The sequence below is a fragment of the Rhodoferax ferrireducens T118 genome, assembly GCF_000013605.1.
Classification (GTDB): domain Bacteria; phylum Pseudomonadota; class Gammaproteobacteria; order Burkholderiales; family Burkholderiaceae_C; genus Rhodoferax; species Rhodoferax ferrireducens.
This window is the reverse complement of record NC_007908.1, coordinates 3,071,317-3,089,107: the sequence shown is the minus strand read 5'-3', so window position 1 is coordinate 3,089,107 and position 17,791 is coordinate 3,071,317. Positions and strand designations below refer to the sequence as shown.

General features: G+C 61.2%; 10 protein-coding genes. 6 read left to right on the top strand and 4 right to left on the bottom strand.

The window, feature by feature from the left end; genetic code table 11:
• Nucleotides 1–2: 2 nt before the first annotated feature.
• From narH to RFER_RS14110, 4 genes are all read right to left on the bottom strand, one after another.
• The gene (gene narH / locus RFER_RS14125) at nt 3–1,526 is read right to left on the bottom strand and encodes a nitrate reductase subunit beta (RefSeq protein WP_011465071.1); all 1,524 of its coding nucleotides are present in this window, start codon (nt 1,524–1,526) and stop codon (nt 3–5) included.
• An 11-nt stretch (nt 1,527–1,537) separates the two neighbouring features.
• A complete protein-coding gene (locus RFER_RS14120) occupies nt 1,538–5,356 on the bottom strand; it encodes a nitrate reductase subunit alpha (protein ID WP_011465070.1) in 3,819 nt (1,272 codons plus the stop codon).
• Nucleotides 5,357–5,467: 111 nt separating this feature from the next.
• A complete protein-coding gene (locus RFER_RS14115) occupies nt 5,468–7,096 on the bottom strand; it encodes an MFS transporter (protein ID WP_011465069.1) in 1,629 nt (542 codons plus the stop codon).
• Nucleotides 7,097–7,120: 24 nt separating this feature from the next.
• Nucleotides 7,121–8,377, bottom strand: a complete 1,257-nt coding sequence (locus tag RFER_RS14110; RefSeq protein WP_011465068.1) for an MFS transporter — start codon at nt 8,375–8,377, stop codon at nt 7,121–7,123.
• 282 nt (nt 8,378–8,659) lie between these two features.
• Here RFER_RS14110 and RFER_RS14105 point away from each other — a divergent pair, with 282 nt between their 5' ends.
• From RFER_RS14105 to mdoH, 6 genes are all read left to right on the top strand, one after another.
• Nucleotides 8,660–10,249 carry a methyl-accepting chemotaxis protein gene (locus RFER_RS14105; protein ID WP_011465067.1) on the top strand — a complete coding sequence of 530 codons (1,590 nt, stop codon included), beginning with the start codon at nt 8,660–8,662 and terminating at the stop codon, nt 10,247–10,249.
• A 192-nt stretch (nt 10,250–10,441) separates the two neighbouring features.
• Nucleotides 10,442–11,863, top strand: coding sequence for a sensor histidine kinase (locus tag RFER_RS14100; RefSeq protein ID WP_011465066.1), 1,422 nt, complete (start codon nt 10,442–10,444; stop codon nt 11,861–11,863).
• Nucleotides 11,847–12,509, top strand: a complete 663-nt coding sequence (locus RFER_RS14095) for a hypothetical protein (RefSeq protein ID WP_011465065.1) — start codon at nt 11,847–11,849, stop codon at nt 12,507–12,509. The genes RFER_RS14100 and RFER_RS14095 overlap by 17 nt, the downstream gene beginning before the upstream one ends.
• The gene (locus RFER_RS14090; protein ID WP_011465064.1) at nt 12,506–13,939 is read left to right on the top strand and encodes a sigma 54-interacting transcriptional regulator; all 1,434 of its coding nucleotides are present in this window, start codon (nt 12,506–12,508) and stop codon (nt 13,937–13,939) included. Before RFER_RS14095 ends, RFER_RS14090 begins: the two co-directional genes overlap by 4 nt.
• A 204-nt stretch (nt 13,940–14,143) precedes the next feature.
• The gene (locus tag RFER_RS14085) at nt 14,144–15,712 is read left to right on the top strand and encodes a glucan biosynthesis protein G (protein WP_011465063.1); all 1,569 of its coding nucleotides are present in this window, start codon (nt 14,144–14,146) and stop codon (nt 15,710–15,712) included.
• The gene (gene mdoH / locus RFER_RS14080) at nt 15,688–17,691 is read left to right on the top strand and encodes a glucans biosynthesis glucosyltransferase MdoH (RefSeq protein ID WP_049765669.1); all 2,004 of its coding nucleotides are present in this window, start codon (nt 15,688–15,690) and stop codon (nt 17,689–17,691) included. Before RFER_RS14085 ends, mdoH begins: the two co-directional genes overlap by 25 nt.
• Nucleotides 17,692–17,791: the final 100 nt, after the last annotated feature.

Genomic DNA, 17,791 nt, shown 5'->3' with positions numbered 1-17,791 from the left:
GGTCAGACTCCCGCCTTGATTGGAATGGTGCGGCGCTTGGGGCCGCCAAACAGACTCACTTCGCTGGCGCCATCCGAGCAGCCATTGCCAAACGAGAAGCCGCAGCCGCCGCGCACATCGAAGGTGTTCTCTGCATACTCGCGGTGCGTGCTCGGGATCACAAAACGATCCTCGTAATTGGCAATCGCCATCACGTGGTACATCTCTTCGACCTCGGCCTGGGTCATGTGGACCTGATCCAGAGCCGCCGTATTGATGCGGCCATCGACATGTTTTTCACGCTGGTACGCCCGCATGGCGAGCATGCGCTCCAGTGCGCGCTCGACCGGTTGGGTGTCGCCAGCGGTCAGCAGATTGGCCAAATACTTGACCGGGATGCGCAGTTGTTTCACGTCCGGAATTTCACCGTTGGTGCCGATGTGACCGGCATTGGCGGCGGCACTGATGGGTGACAGCGGTGGCACATACCAGACCATCGGCAGCGTGCGGTACTCGGGATGCAGCGGCAGGGCGACTTTCCAGTCAACGGCCATCTTGTACACCGGGCTCTTGCGTGCCGCAATCATCCAATTGTCGGGAATGCCGTCGGCTCTAGCCTGTTCGATCACCTTGGGGTCGTTGGGATCAAGGAAGATGTCCAACTGGGCCTGGTACAGATCGCGATCATGTTCGACGCTGGCGGCTTCCTGAATCCGGTCGGCATCGTACAGCAGCACGCCAAGGTAACGAATACGGCCGACGCAGGTTTCCGAACACACGGTCGGCTGACCGGCTTCAATACGCGGGTAGCAGAAGATGCACTTCTCTGCCTTGCCACTCTTCCAGTTGTAGTAAATCTTCTTGTAGGGGCAGCCCGAGACGCACATGCGCCAGCCACGGCATTTGTCCTGGTCAATCAGCACAATGCCGTCTTCCTCGCGCTTGTAGATCGAGCCTGAGGGGCAGCTCGCCACGCAGGCCGGATTCAGGCAGTGCTCACACAGCCTTGGCAGGTACATCATGAAGGTGTTTTCAAACTGCCCGTAGATGTCCTTCTGGATATCGTCGAAGTTCTTGTCCTTGCTGCGTTTGGAGAATTCGCCGCCCAGAATTTCTTCCCAGTTCGGGCCCCATTCGATTTTCTCCATCCGCTGGCCGGTGATCAGGCTGCGCGGGCGCGCTGTCGGTACCGCCTTGGATTCAGGTGCCGACTGCAAGTGTTCGTAGTCAAAGGTGAAAGGCTCGTAATAGTCATCGATTTCGGGCAGGTTCGGGTTGGCGAAGATGCGCATCAGCAATTTCCACTTGGCTCCCTGGCGCGGCTCGATCTTGCCACTGGCTAATCGATGCCAGCCCCCATTCCATTTGTCCTGGTTTTCCCACTCCTTGGGGTAGCCAATGCCGGGTTTGGTCTCGACGTTGTTGAACCAGGCGTATTCCATGCCAGGGCGGCTGGTCCAGACGTTTTTGCAGGTGACGGAACAGGTGTGGCAACCGATGCACTTGTCCAGGTTCAGCACCATGCCAATTTGTGCGCGTATTTTCATATTCGTTCTCCTTAGGCGTGGGCTGCGGTCGAGTTGTCGGTTGCACCAGAGTCGTCATCCAGCCAATCCACCTTGTTCATCTTGCGCACCACGACAAACTCATCGCGGTTGGTGCCAATGGTTCCGTAGTAGTTGAAGCCGTAACTGAATTGCGCGTAGCCACCAATCATGTGAGTCGGCTTGAGCACAATGCGGGTCACCGAGTTGTGAATGCCGCCCCGGCCACCGGTGATCTCGGAGCCCGGGATGTTGATGATCTTTTCCTGTGCGTGGTACATCATCACCATGCCGGGCTTGACCCGTTGGCTGACCACCGCGCGCGCCGTTAATGCACCGTTGACGTTGAACAGCTCGATCCAGTCGTTGTCCTCAATGCCCGCGCTCTTGGCGTCGTCTTCGCTAATCCAGACGATGGCACCCCCACGGCTGAGCGTGAGCATCATCAGGTTGTCGCTGTAGGTGGAGTGAATACCCCACTTCTGGTGCGGCGTGATGAAGTTCAGCGCAATCTCCGTGTTGCCGTTGGGCTTGATGCCCTGGATTCCGGCGGTGGTCTTGAGGTCAACCGGTGGGCGGTAGCTGGTGAAGCCTTCGCCAAACGCGGCCATCCACGGATGATCCATGTAGAACTGCTGGCGACCGGTGAGGGTGCGCCATGGAATGTACTCATGCACATTGGTGTAGTTGGCGGTGTAGGAAACGGTTTCGGACTCAATGCCGCTCCAGGTCGGCGAGCTGATGATCTTGCGCGGCTGCGCCTGAATATCGCGAAAGCGTATCTTTTCGTCTTCACGGTGTATCGCCAGGTGGGTGTGGTCCCGCCCGGTCTGTTTGCTCAAAGCCTCCCAGGCTTTGACGGCCACGTGCCCGTTGGTTTCCGGTGCGAGCTGCAGGATCACCTCACAGGCGTCGATGTCGGTTTCAATTTTGGGCATGCCGCAGGTCACCCCCTCAGCCGTTTCCAGTCCGTTGAGCTCACCGAGTTGTCTGACCTCGGTCTGTGTGTTCCAAGCGATGCCCTTGCCAGCGTTGCCGACCTTGTTCATCAGCGGGCCCAGGGCCGTGAAGCGCTTGTACACATTCGGATAATCCCGCTCCACCACCGTCATATTGGGTGCGGTCTTGCCGGGGATCAGGTCAATCTCGCCACGTTTCCAGTCTTGCACGCCAAACGGCTGCGCAAGCTCGGCGGGGGAATCGTGCATCAAGGGCGTCAGCACCATTTCACGCTCAACGCCCAGATGGCCGACACACACTTCGCTGAATTTCTTGGCAAAGCCTTTGTAGATTTCCCAGTCGCTGCGGGACTGCCAGGCCGGGTCCACGGCGGTGGACAGCGGGTGAATGAAGGGGTGCATGTCACTGGTGTTGAGGTCGTTCTTCTCGTACCAGGTGGCGGTCGGCAGCACGATGTCGGAGTACAGGCAGGTGGTGCTCATGCGGAAGTCCAGCGTCACAACCAGGTCCAGCTTGCCTTCAGGGGCATTGTCATGCCAGACCACTTCGGTCGGCCGGGCTTCGTCAGCGCCCAGGTCCTTGCCTTGCACGCCATGCGTGGTGCCCAGCAGATGCTTCAAAAAGTACTCGTGTCCCTTGCCGCTGGAGCCCAAGATGTTGGAGCGCCAGATGAACATGTTGCGCGGCCAGTTGTCAGGATGGTCCGGGTCCTCGCAGCTCATCTGCAGCGAGCCGTCTTTCAGGCTCTTGACGGTGTAGTCTTTGGCGTCCATGCCCGCAGCAAAGGCGTCGCGTACCACCTGGAACGGATTGGTCTTGAGTTGGGGTGCCGACGGCAACCAGCCCATGCGCTCGGCGCGCACGTTGTAGTCAATCATGCTGCCGCCAAATTTGGACTTGTCAGCCAGCGGCGACAGGATTTCATCCACACCCAGTTTTTCATAGCGCCACTGATCGGTGTGGGTGTAAAAGAAGCTGGTGCCATTCATTTGCCGCGGCGGGCGCACCCAGTCCAGCGCAAAGGCGAGTGCGGTCCAGCCGGTCTGGGGCCTGAGTTTTTCCTGGCCCACGTAGTGCGCCCAGCCGCCGCCGCTTTGGCCAATGCAGCCGCACATCATCAACATGTTGATGACACCGCGGTAGTTCATGTCGCAGTGGTACCAGTGGGTCATGGCCGCGCCAATGATCACCATCGACTTGCCCTGCGTCTTGTCGGCGTTTTCGGCAAACTGGCGCGCCACCGTGATGAGCTGCTCGCGCGGCGTGCCGGTGATGCGCTCCTGCCAGGCTGGTGTGTAAGGCGTGTCGTCGTTGAAATCCTTCGCCGCCAGCTCGCCCGGCAGGCCCCGTGCCACACCATAGTTGGCCACTTGCAGGTCGAACACGGTAGCGACCAGGGCGTCGCGCTGGTCGCCTTCTTTTCCGAGCGAAATGCGTTGCACCGGCACCGTGCGCACCAGCACATTGTTGGCACCCGCTCCGGTGGCGTTGTTCGGAAAGTGCTCACTGACGATGCCGCCGAAGTAGGGGAAACCGACCTTGGCCGTCTCGCTGCTTGGGTTCTCACCTTCGAGCACCGAGAGCTTGAGCTTGACCTCAGTGCCGTGGCGGGCTTCCTTGGCTTCAAGATTCCATTGGCCTTCATCGGCGCGGCCGTCTGCGCCCCAGCGGAAACCGATAGCCCCGTTGGGCAAAACCACTTTGCCGTTGTCGTCGAAGGCCACCGTTTTCCATTCGGGGTTGTTGGCGGCGCCGAGCTTGCCATTGAAGTCAGAGGCGCGCACATAACGATCCGGCACCATCACCGTGTCGCCATTGGGCAACTGATGTTCTTTCAGCATCACCAGCATGGGCATGTCGGTGTAACGGCGCACGTAGTTGTCAAAGTACGCGCTGCGCGGTTTGCCGCCATCGGGGAAGTAAAACTCCTTCAGGATGACGTGGCCCATGGCCATCGCCACCGCCGCATCGGTCCCTTGCTTGGGCTTCATCCAGATGTCGGACAGCTTGGCCACTTCTGAATAATCGGGCGTCACCGCCACCGTCTTGGCCCCTTTGTAGCGCACCTCGGTGAAGAAATGGGCGTCCGGCGTGCGTGTCTGCGGCACGTTGGAGCCCCAGGCAATGATGAACGTGGAGTTGTACCAGTCGGCCGACTCCGGCACGTCGGTTTGCTCACCCCAGACTTGCGGGCTGGCCGGTGGCAGGTCGCAGTACCAGTCGTAAAAGCTGATCGGCACGCCACCGATCAGGCTCAGGTAGCGGCTGCCGGCAGCGTACGACACCATGGACATGGCGGGAATGGGCGAAAAGCCGATGATGCGATCCGGGCCGTGTTGCTTGATGGTGTAAACGTTGGCTGCCGCCACCATCTCATTGACTTCCTCCCAGCTGGAACGCACAAAGCCGCCCAGGCCGCGCACGCTCTGGTATTCGCGGCGCTTAGGCTCAGACTGGGCAATCGAGGCCCAGGCATCGACCGGATCATGGGACTGACGGGCTTCGCGCCACAATTTAAGCAGGCGGCCACGCACCATCGGGTATTTGACCCGGTTGGCGCTGTACAAATACCAGCTGTAACTGGCGCCGCGTGCGCACCCCCGCGGTTCGTGGTTGGGCATGTCCCAGCGGGTGCGGGGGTAATCGGTCTGCTGGGTTTCCCAGGTCACGATGCCGCCCTTGACATAGATCTTCCACGAGCAGGAGCCAGTGCAGTTCACCCCGTGGGTGGAGCGCACGATCTTGTCGTGCGCCCAGCGGTCGCGGTAGGCGTCTTCCCAGGTGCGGTCTTCACCTGTGGTGACGCCGTGCTCGCCCGAGAAAGGCTCTTTGGGTTGTGAAAAGTAAGTCAGTCGATCCAGAAAGTGGCTCATGGAGTACCTCGGTAGAGTTTATATAAAAACAGGCTCAAGCCCCCGTGTTATCTGCTTAATTTGCTATTAAATAAATAGCATATTAAGCACATGGGCGTTGGAGCAAATGGCTTATGGGTTCTTGATTTCCGAGCCGGCACGCAGGTAGAACCACCAATTCAGCACCAGGCACAGGGCGTAGAACACCGCAAACCCGTACATCGCCATCTGGGGCGTACCAGCCTTGATCTGGGCACCAATAACCACCGGGGCGATGAACGCGCCGTAAGCGGCCACGGCGGAAGTCCAGCCCAGCACCGGGCCGGCCTGTTGGCGATCAAAGATCACGCCAATGGTGCGGAAGGTGGAGCCGTTGCCGATCCCGCTGGCCGTGAACAGCACCACGAACAGCCACATGAAGGTGGAAAAGTACTGCTCGGGCGTGGCCGATGCATAGGCCTGCATCATGACGTAGCCAACGGCGCCCGAGGCCAGCACCATTACCGCCGAGATCACCTGGGTAATGATCGAGCCGCCGACCTTGTCGGATACCCAGCCGCCGATCGGGCGCACCAGCGCGCCGACGAAGGGACCGATCCACGCATAGGCCAGCACCGCCGGCGCGTTCGGGTTGTTCAGCGTGTGCTGCATGACGCCGGCAGCGTCCGGCACATGGCTGACGCCAAAAATCACCTTCATCGACAGCGGCAGCGCCATCGAGAAGCCGATGAACGAGCCGAAGGTCACGATGTAAAGCACCGTCAGGGACCAGGTGTGCTTGTTCCTGAAGATGGCGAACTGCTTGGCAATGTTGTCTTTCATCGTTCCGAACGCCGCCAGCTTCATCAGAAACAGGGTGCCGACGATGATCAAGGGCATGGCAAGCCACATATTCAGCAGCCCCAGGCCGGTGGGTGCGGGCATGTAGAGGTACAAACCGAGCCCGGCCGGGATGAAAGTCAAGGTGTAGATCCAGGTGACCTTGATGAACGCCATCAAGGTACCGCCGATGTCCGGTGAAATGGGAAGCAGGTTGTTCATGCCGAACCAGCACAGGGCGGACAAGGGGACGAGCGACAAGATCCAGGCAAACCCCGCGTTTTGAATCCAGGTCGGGGTTCCGGCGGCAATCTTCCCGAAGATCCAGCCACTGTCCTTGATCAGCGGCATCGGGTCTCCACCCATGGCTCCAAACATGCCGACTGTCATCACCAGCGGGATGATGATCTGCATGCTGGTGACGCCGAAATTGCCCAAGCCGGCATTGAGCCCGAGCGCGGTGCCCTGCAAGCGCTTGGGAAAGAAGGTCGTGATGTTCGACATCGAGCTGGCGAAGTTGCCGCCGCCCACGCCCGACCACAGCGCCAACATCTGGAATACCCAGAGTGGCCAATCCTTGTGCTGCAAGGCGATGCCAGTGCCCAGGGCCGGTGCCAGCAGCATGGCAGTGGTCAGGAAAATGGTGTTGCGCCCGCCGGCCAGGCGGATGTAGAAAGACGAGGGGATGCGCATAGTCGCCCCGGCGAGCCCGGAGATCGCGGTCAGCGTGAACAGCTCGTCCTGGGTGAACGGGAAGCCCAGGTTGAGCATCTGCACCGTGATGATGCCCCACATGCCCCAGACGGCAAAGCCGCACAGCAGGCAGGGGATGGATATCCACAGGTTGCGGTAGGCGATTCTTTTGCCGGTGCTTTCCCAGAACTGCTCGTCTTCGGGGCGCCAGTCGGCAATGTCAACACCGGTTCTTGCTTGCTTGGTCATTGTGGTCTTTCAAAAAAATTGGCTTCAGTTCTGCGCCACGGGCGCCGGGACGCTCTTGCCCAGAAATTCGCTGCGGCGTATCTCGGTCAGGTACATCCAGATCAGCGACACCCAGACCACGCCGTACATCAGCATGAAGGCGCTGGAGCGGATGCCGGTCAGGTCCATCAGGGCACCGAACATGATGGGCAACAAGAAGCCGCCCATGCCGCCGGCCAGACCCACAATGCCGCTGATGGTGCCGATGTTGTGCGGGTAGTCATCGCTGATGTACTTGAACACGCTGGCCTTGCCAAAACCCCAGGCAATGCCCAGGGTGAACATCAAAGTGGTGAAGAGATAAACGTTCAGGCCGAGGTGGAAAGTCATGGGGCCGTTGAGGGTGGCGATGGTGAGATCGGTCTGCGGATAGCTCAACAAGAAGAGACAGATCCAACTGACCCACAGCACCCACCAGGTCATGGAGTGCGCACCGTATTTGTCCGACAGCCAGCCACCCGCCGCACGCAGGATGCCGCCTGGGAGCGAAAAGCACGCGGCCAGCAGAGCGGCGGTGCGAATATCCAGCCCGAACTCCCCCACGTAGTACTGCACCATCCACAGCGACATGGCCACATAGCCGCCAAACACGATGCTGTAGTACTGGCAGTACTTGAAAACTTTGGGGTCTTTCAGTGACTTGAGTTGATCGATAAATTTGACGTGGCTGGGCACCTGGTGCGTTGGATCGCTGTGGCTGAACAACCAGAACAGAATGACGGTGCCGAGCATGATGCCGGCGTAAACCTTGGGCACCATGGTCCAGCCAAAACCCACCACCAGCGCCGGCGCCACAAACTTGTTCAAGGCGGCTCCGGCGTTGCCCATGCCAAAAATACCCATTGCAAAGCCCTGCTGTTTTCTCGGAAACCAGCGTGCCACGTACGGCGTACCGACTGAAAACGCGCCGCCCGCCATACCGACAAAGAGGCCAATGCTCAGGTAGTGCCAATAGGCGGTGGCGTAGGTCATGAGCCAGATGGCGGGCACCGTGGACGCCATCAGGACGGTCATCACAATGCGGCCGCCAAATTTATCCGTCCAGATGCCCAGTGGCACCCGGATCAGCGAGCCGGTCAACACGGGCATCGCCATCAGAATGCCAAATTGGGTTGAATTGAGATCCAGTGTTTTCTTGATCGGGATGCCGATCACGGCAAACATCATCCAGACCATGAAGCACACGGTGAATGCGAATGTGCTGACCATCAGCACCGAGAGGGCTTGCCCTTTCTTGGTCATGTCAAAAACTCCTTTTGGATTGACATGACTTTAGGTTTGTCGACCCTGCGACGCTATCCCTCTGTGGAACAGGTCTTTCTTGAAAAAAGAACTATGCGCGATGCCGCTTTCCTAGTTCCAAAGAACTAGGCGGGCTGATTGGTGGGCTGCGGCTGGTTGCAGCAATTCAGTCATTTCGCCATCGCCCTCACTGGGGACGAGCGGGGTCACCAGAGAACCGAAAGAGGGGGGGGCTGGCCAGGTCACCCCACGATAAAATCATCGGCTTTTTCATTCGATCCCATGAAGACTCATATTTTGCGCGTGGCTAAATATAAAATTTGGGTACAGCTCTTGGCCACCATCGGAGCCGCCCTGATTGTTGTGTGGTCTGGGGTGATCGTCTGGCAAGGCTATGTTTATCGCGAGGCGGCCCTGGATCAGGCGCGCGAATTTTCCCTCAGCATGCACAACGCCACCATGGCGGGACTCACGGGCATGATGGTGACCGGCACCGTGGCACAGCGCAATGTGTTTCTCGATCAGGTCAAACAGCTTGGCTCCATTCGTGACGTGCGCGTGCTGCGCGGCGAGAGCGTCAGCAAGCTCTTTGGGCCCGGCACCGCCAAGGATGACAGCAATCCGGATGCGCTTGAAAAACAGGTGCTGCAGACGGGCAAGGAAGTCATCCAGGTCGAATCCGACGGCAAGGGTGAATATCTGCGGGCGGTGCGTCCCACCATGGCGATGAAGAACTCCCTGGGCAAGGATTGCACGCTCTGTCACCTGGTGCCTGAGAACACCGTGCTGGGTGCGGTCAGCATGAAAGTCTCGCTCGATCAGGTCAACGCGGGCTTGGCTGATCAGCGTCTGAAGTCGATTCTTGCCGCCTTCATCACCTGCATTCCGGTGCTGATGCTGATCTACCCGTTCATTCGCAAAGTCGTCACCCAGCCGCTGGAGTTCGGGGTGAAGGTGGCACGCAACATTGCGGCTGGCGATCTGACGCAGAAAATCTCGGTTAACTCCAACAACGAAATGGGCGAGCTGCAGCAGGCCTTGCAAGACATGAATGAAAGCCTGGTGCGAGTCGTCGGCCAGGTGCGCGAGGGCACCGACACCATCTTCGGCGCCTCCAGTGAGATTGCCCGCGGCAATCTCGATCTGTCCAGACGGACCGAGTCGCAGGCCGGTTCGTTGGAGAAGACCGCGTCGTCCATGCAAGACCTCACGTCCACGGTCAACCAGAATACCGACAATGCGCGGCGTGCCAATCAGCTTGCCATTTCCGCATCCGAGGTCGCGGTCAAAGGCGGGGCCGTGGTGGCGCAAGTGGTCCATACCATGGAGTCCATCAATGCATCGTCGAAAAAAATTGGCGACATTATTGGCGTCATCGACGGCATCGCATTCCAGACCAACATCCTGGCCTTGAATGCGGCCGTGGAAGCGGCGCGCGCCGGTGAACAGGGGCGCGGTTTTGCGGTCGTCGCCGCAGAAGTACGCGGCCTGGCACAGCGCTCAGCTGCCGCGGCCCATGAGATCAAGACGCTGATCGGCGACTCGGTCGGCAAAGTCGATGCGGGCAGCACTCTGGTCCATCAGGCCGGCACCACCATGACTGAAATCGTCGACAGCATTCGCCACGTCACCGACATCATGGGTGACATTGCCGCCGCCAGCGTTGAACAGACCGCGGGCATCGAGCGGGTCAACGATGCGATTGGCGAAATGAACAATGTCACCCATCAAAATGCGGCACTGGTACAAGAGGCTGCCGCCGCCGCGCAATCCATGCAGGATCAGGCGGGCCATCTGGAGCAAGTCGTCGGTGTCTTCAAGCTGGCCGAGGGACCCCTGCTGAGCCTTGGCCATAGCCGGTCCACCAGTTGAAGCACAAAGGCCATCCTGGCGATGGCCTATATTCGTCTTCCGGGGGCAAGATCATTGATCTACAATGAATTTTTGAGTCATGGTGCCAGCTTCCCTGCCACGCCGTGAAGCGCCAACAACACACAGGTGCCGTCTGAAGCGGCCGCGTTGCACTGGCAACACCTTCGCTACCGCACCCCCTAGCCTTTGAAGATGCTGCAGAAATTTTCGTTCCGGCAACTGCTGGTGATCGCTTTTTTGCTGATTGCCGCTTTGCTGGGTGCGGCCTCGTTGCGCGCCTTGTTCACGCTGGAAGAACTCACGCTGCAAAGCCGCGACGGCGCGTCCCAATCGCTTGAACTCAGCCGGCTCGCCCAGTCACTGAGCGAGCTCAGCGTTTCCATGGAGCGCACATCGCGCCAGTCGGTGGTGCTGGACGACCGCGTCTTGCGCGTGCGCTTTTCCGACCAGGCGCGCGAGGCCGCCACCCTCCTGGCCAGCCTGACAGCACAAGGCCTGCCCAGCGGGCTCAAGCAGCAGTGGCAAGCGCACCTGCAAGCTGCTGGCGACCTGTTGACCGGCGCACCCGATACCGCGCTGGAGCGGGAACGCCAGATAGCGCAGGAGTTTCGCTCACTCGATCATGTCAATTCGGCCATCGCGGTGCAGGTGCAAAAGACCATCCAGCAGCGCAACCAGGCGCTGGAAGCCAAGCTCGAAGACAGCCGAAGTCACCTGGCGCAGCAAGTCACCTGGGCCATCGTGCTGGCGGTCGCCATGGCGCTGGCTTTCGGCATCTGGTTCACGGTGCCCCTGAAGCGCCTGGAACATGCCATCGTCGGTCTGGGCGAAAACCGGCTCGATCAGGTGATTGCCATTCGGGGTCCGGCCGACCTGGCCATGGTGGGGCAGCGGCTGAACTGGCTGCGCCTTCGGCTGGTCGAGCTCGACGCCGACAAATCACGTTTTTTGCGCCATATTTCCCATGAACTCAAGACCCCGCTGGCATCGCTGCGTGAAGGCGTCTCCCTGCTGGAGGACGGCGTGGCCGGCGAACTGAGCCCAGAGCAGCGAGAAATCGCGCAAATCCTGCGCCACAACGCCGGTGTCTTGCAGGGCCAGATTGAAGACCTGCTGCGCTTCAATACCGCGGCGTTTGAGGCCCGCCAGTTGCACCGCCGGACGACCAACCTGCTGGAGCTGGTTGAAGCCCAGGTTGACGCGCAGCGTCTGCAATGGCGTGCCCGTGAGCTGTCGGTCATCGTCGTCGGCAAGCCGATCCTGGTGGAGCTGGACCCCGAAAAAATCGGCACGGTGCTGGCCAACCTCTTGTCCAATGCCATCCGCTACTCACCGCTGAAAGGCGACATCCGCCTGGAGCTGAGTAAACTGCCGGGCCTGGTCCGCATCGACATTCACGACCAGGGTGTGGGCGTCGCCCTGGCTGATCGCGAGCGGATTTTCGAGCCGTTTTACCGTGGCGAGCGCCAACCCAGCGACGTGGTGCGGGGCAGCGGCATTGGCCTGTCCATCGTGCACGAATATATTGCAGCACACGGCGGCCGCATCGAGCTGCTGCCGGACCAAGGCGGCGCCCATTTCAGAATCGAGTTTCCCCATGTTTTCAAATCCTGATTTTCCTGTGAGACAGGCTCATCGCCTGGCCCGTCTCGGTCTGCTGGCATCCATCACCATCGCGATGCTGGCGGCCGGCTGCGCTGGCCGTTTCGGCCCTCGCGGTGATGACGCAACCGGCGCGATGGCGACGCCGGCTGCCACTCCCCAGCGCTGCTTGCCGATATTGCCGGTCGGCCCGGTCGCGCCGCAGGCGACTGACGCCGTCACACGCATGCTGGCCTATGCGGACCGCTTGCGCCGGCTGGCGCCGGCAGAATTGAGCCAGGAAGTAATCCGGCTGGGCGACGCGGCCGGCCCGACCCAACAACTGCAACTGTCCCTGGTACTGAGTCAGCTTCATCAGCTGAGCGAGCTCATACGTGCCCAGGAACTGCTGGCACGCGTGCTGGCCAATGCCGACACCGAGGCGCAGACGCTGCATCCGCTGGCCGGCCTGCTGGCCTCGCGTTACGGCGAGCAGCGCCGCCTGGAAGAGCAGCTTGAGAAACAAACGCAGCAGACGCGCGACGTGCAGCGCCGGCTGGATCAGACCAATGAGCGGCTGGAGGCACTCAAGGCGATCGAACGCAGCCTCACGAGCCGTCCGCCCGCAGCCAACGCCCCGGCGCGGGGCAATCGTGGCACCCGCCCGGCAGCGCCATGAGCGATTTGCCTGACGACCCCGTCACGCCGCCCGCAGCGGCGCTTCGTGCACCCGGGCCCCATTTGCTGGTGGTTGACGATGACGCCGACATGCTGCGCCTGCTGACCATCCGGCTCACGGCGGCGGGCTACCGCGTGACGGCGGTCACCTCGGCCGAGGCCGCCATGACCCAGCTGCATATCGAGCGGCCGCAACTGGTGCTCAGTGACGTGCGCCTGCCGGGCCGCGACGGCCTGGCGCTGTTTGACGACATTCGCGCGCAGCATCCCTCGTTGCCGGTTATTTTGCTGACCGCCCATGGCACGATTCCCGATGCGGTCCAGGCCACCGAGCGCGGCGTCTTCTCCTACCTGACCAAGCCCTTTGATGGCAAGAGCCTGCTCGACAAGATTGCGCAGGCGCTGTCGCTGAGCGCCCCGGCCCATTCAGTCAAGCCCGGCAGCCCGCAGGCGTGGCAAAACCAGATCGTCAGCCGCTCCAGCCGCATGGCCGAGGTGCTCGCGGAAGCGCACATGGTGGCGCAATCGGACGCCAGTGTGCTGCTGCGCGGCGAAAGCGGCACCGGCAAGGAACTGCTGGCCCGGGCGATTCACCAGGCCGGCTCGCGCGCCGGTAAACCGTTCATCGCGGTGAACTGCGGCGCCATTCCGGAGCCCTTGCTGGAGTCGGAACTGTTTGGCCATGTCAAGGGAGCCTTCACCGGCGCCGTGGCGAATCACATCGGGCTGTTTCAGGCGGCCGACGGCGGCACCCTGCTGCTCGACGAGATCGGCGACATGCCGCCCGCGCTGCAGGTCAAGCTGCTGCGGGTGCTGCAGGAGCGCATGGTGCGGCCCTTGGGCTCAAGCCAGTCCATTCCCGTGGATGTGCGCATCATCTCAGCCACGCACCGCGACCTCGACCTGGCGATGGCCGAGGGCCAATTCCGTGCCGACCTGTACTACCGGCTCAATGTTGTCACCTTGAGCTTGCCGCCGCTGTCCGAGCGGCGCGAGGACATCGCGCTGCTGGCCAACTATTTTTTGGTCAAATTGGCCGACAAATACAAAAAACGCCTGAGCGGATTTGCGCCCGAGGCCCTGATTGCCTTGACCACGGCCGCCTGGCCGGGCAATGTGCGCCAGCTCTACAACGTCGTGGAGCAGGTCTGCGCCCTGTCGACCTCGCCGCTGGTGCCGCTGGCCCTGGTTCAGCGCGCCCTGCGCTCGCCCAGCGTGGAGGTGCTGACCCTGGCCGAGGCCCGGCAACGCTTTGAGCGCGACTACCTGGTGGGACTGCTCAAGCTCACTGACGGCAATGTGGCCGACGCCGCCCGTCTGGCCGACCGCAACCGGACCGAGTTTTACCGCCTGATGCAAAAGCACGGCCTGACGCCCGGGCTGTTCAAGGCCGACAGCAACGGGCCGGCCTCGCCCCCTGCTGCGAGCTGAGTCGCTCCCAGGCGACAGCCCTAAGCGCTTGATTTAAAAAGGATTTCAACTTTACAAGCGGGATGTTGTCGCTCTTCGGCGACAAAAACACCGGTTGGCACCGGCTTTCCTGTCACTTTCCGGCTTGTAAATTCAGGACAAGCGTCAAGCCGTTGATTTAAATCGGTTTTTCAGGTCTGGCATAGGGTTTGCACTAGTGTTGGCATGCAGACTATTTGCCTCCCATATTTTCACCGTCGCGGACACACCTTTGCGGCCCGCTTTGTTGCCCTGATAGCTGCCAGCCTGCTGGCCCTGGTTGCCGGCCAGGCGCAGGCGTGGACGCTTGAAGATGTCGCCGGGCTCGCCCGCAAGCAAGCCCAGGCGCCCTTCAAACCGGCAAGCCACGCGATTCCGGCGGAACTCGCCAATCTTGACTATGACGGCTACCGTGATATCCGCTTTAATGCAGACAGCACCTTGTGGCGGGCGGACAAGCTGCCTTTTGAGGCCAATTTTCTCCACGTCGGGAAAAGCGGCGACTCGGTTCGCGTCCATGAGATCACCCCGCAGGGTATCAAGCCGATTCCCTACAACCCGGTCGACTTCAACTTCGGGAAAAACAAGCTGTCACCGCAGACCTGGGGCAATCTCGGCCTCGGTGGCCTGCGCGCCTTCAACAACCTGAACTCGGCGACGTACAAGGACGAACTTGTCGTTTTTTCCGGCGCCAGTTACTTCCGGGCGCTGGGCAGCGGCCAGCGCTACGGCCTGTCCGCACGCGGCCTGGCGGTTGATACGGCGGGCAGCGCCAAGGAAGAGTTCCCGCGCTTCACCGAGTTCTGGCTTGAAAAACCGACCGGCGATGCGAAGAAGCTGGTTGTTTATGCGCTGATGGATTCGCCGCGCATGACGGGCTCCTACCGTTTTGACATCACGCCAGGCGAACAGACCGTGACGGAGGTGCATGCCCGCATCTTCATGCGCCCGACCGACACGCCCGTGGCGACGCTGGGGCTGGCGCCGCTGACCAGCATGTTCCTCTTTGGCGAGAACCAGCCCCGACCAAACGACTTTCGCCCGGAGGTGCATGACTCCGACGGCTTGATGATTGCCACCGGCGAAGGTGAATGGCTGTGGCGACCGCTGCAAAACCCGGCCGCCCCCGTCACGACCTCGTTCAGCATGAAGAGCTTGAAGGGCTTTGGCCTGATGCAGCGCGACCGCGCTTTCAACAGTTATGAGGACACCGAGGCCCGCTATGAACTCCGGCCCAGCGCCTGGGTCACGCCCTTGGGCGACTGGGGCGCCGGCCGGGTCGAGCTGCTGCAATTTGCAACGCCCGACGAAACCCACGACAACGTGGCCGCCTATTGGGTGCCGGCCAAAATGCCCGCGCCCGGTCAATCGATGGATTTCGCCTACACCATTCACTGGCAGGGCAAAAACCAGCAATTGCCGCCCAACGGCTGGGTCACGCAATCGCGCCGCGGCACGGGCTACACCAAGCTCGCAGCCGAGGCCCTGGGTCAACAAATTCAGTTTGTGATTGATTTTGCCGGCCCGGCCCTGGACGCCTTGCCCGAAGACGCGCCGGTCAAGGCCATCGCCACCGCCAATGCCAACGGCCGCGTGGTGGAAAGCCTGGCCTACAAAAACCCGGCCACCGGCGCCTGGCGCATGACATTGCGCGTGCAGCGCCTCAATCCGGCCCAGCCGGTCGAGCTGCGCGCCTTCCTCCAACACAACAACCAAACACTGAGCGAAACATGGACCAACCTGATCACACCTTGATTCCCATCGGCGGGCGCAGCGTCTTGCGCGAAGAACGTCACCCCAACGCCGTCACGGCACCGCCGATCAATCGCGGCTCCATGGTGCCGCGCCAGTGGCGAGGTTTCTGGAACAGCCTCGCCAGTGCGGCTCTGCTTCCCGTGCTCAAGCTGACGGGGCGGGTTCCGGCCCAGGCGCTTCCAGCCGCTTTGATCGCGGACAAGCCTGCACCGTGGCAGCAAGCCGCCAGACGCCGGCGCGCCATATTCTTGCTGCTGACAGTGATCAGTACGGTACTGGCCACCAGTCTCTTCACGGACATACAGCCCGACTACGACAACGCCTTTTTGCAGTACGGCCAGGCGACGCTGTTTGCCTTGCTGTCGGCCTGGGTGGTGACGGGCTTCATGACAGCGATGATGGGCTTTTACGTGATGCTGCGGGGCGACAGCCACAGTTTGTCGGCCAAAAAGGTTCAGCACCATACGCTCGATGCCGCCACGCGCACCGCCATCATCATGCCGATCTGCAATGAAGATGTGCGCACGGTGTTTGCCGGCCTGCGCGCCACCTGTGAATCGGTGGCACTAACAAAGCATGTGCAGTCCTTTGACGTCTTTGTGCTGTCTGACAGCAACGACGCCGCGATTCAGAAAGCCGAACGCGCCGCCTGGGAAGAGTTGCGGACCCAACTCGCCAGCCAGCCCGACCAGCCGCAAATCGAGGTCTATTACCGTCTGCGCAAGCGTCGCACCGACCGCAAGTCCGGCAACGTGGCCGACTTCTGCCGTCGCTGGGGCAAGGACTACCACTACATGGTGGTGCTGGACGCCGACAGCGTGATGAGCGGCGACTGCCTGGTCTCCATGGTCAAGCTGATGGAAGCCAACCCCACCGCCGGCATCATCCAGACCGCCACCCAGGCCATCGGCCATGTCACCCTGCACGCCCGGGCGCAGCAGTTTGCCTCGCGCGTGACCGGTCGCCTGTTCACGTTGGGCATGCAGTTCTGGCAAATGGGTGAGTCGCACTACTGGGGCCACAACGCCATCATCCGCATCAAACCCTTTATGGAACATTGCGCGCTGGCGCGCATTGCGGGCAGCGGCGGCATGTCGGGCAGCATCATGTCGCATGACTTTGTGGAAGCCGCACTGATGCGCCGCGCCGGCTACCACGTCTGGCTGGTGGCTGACCTGGTGGGCAGCTACGAGCAGCAGCCGCCCGACCTGCTGGCCGAATTACAACGCGACCGCCGCTGGTGCCAGGGCAACCTGCAAAACTCGCGCCTGATCGCCGAGCCCGACATTCATCCGGTGCACCGCTCCATGTTTGCCACCGGGGCCATGGCGTATTTGTCGGCACCCCTGTGGCTGGGCTTCATGACGCTGGGCACGGCGCTGTGGCTGTCGGGCTCGCCGATGATTTCCAACTGGATGCTGCTGCCCGGCGAATTGGTGGCGCTCTGGGTCTGGACGCTGTGTATGCTGTTTCTGCCGCGTATTCTGGGTCTCGCCGCCGTGCTGCTCAACCGCCAGCAGCAGGCTTATGGCGGCACGGCCAGCCTGCTGCGCAGCGCCCTGCTGGAAACCCTCATTGCCTTGCTGCAGGCGCCCGTTCGCATGCTGGCGCATTCGCTGTTTGTCGTGGTGGCGCTCACCGGTCTCAAGCTCGAATGGAAATCGCCTCCGCGCGAAGCGGCGGCAGTGCCATGGCGTTATGCGCTGGCGCAACTCGCCCCCATGAGTTTGGTGATTGCGGTACTGGCTGGCGGCGTCGCCGTGATCGACCCCCTTGCCCTGGTCTGGTTGCTGCCGGTCGGCTTGCCGCTGCTGCTGTCCATTCCCATGACTGTCGTGACCAGCCGCGTCGGCTTGGGGACGGCGATGCGGGCGCAACACTACCTGCTGATTCCCGAAGAAACCAAGTCGCCGACCGTGTTGCGCCGTGCCTGGCTGCACGCCAGCCAGCGGACCAAGCCACTGCTGCGAGCTGCCTGAGCCTTTCGGTAGCCAAGAGTCTGGAACTCTTTGCTTTTAAATTAATAGCTGCTTAAGCAGTAGGGACGGGGGCTAGAGGCTGAAAATATATATCCAGCCA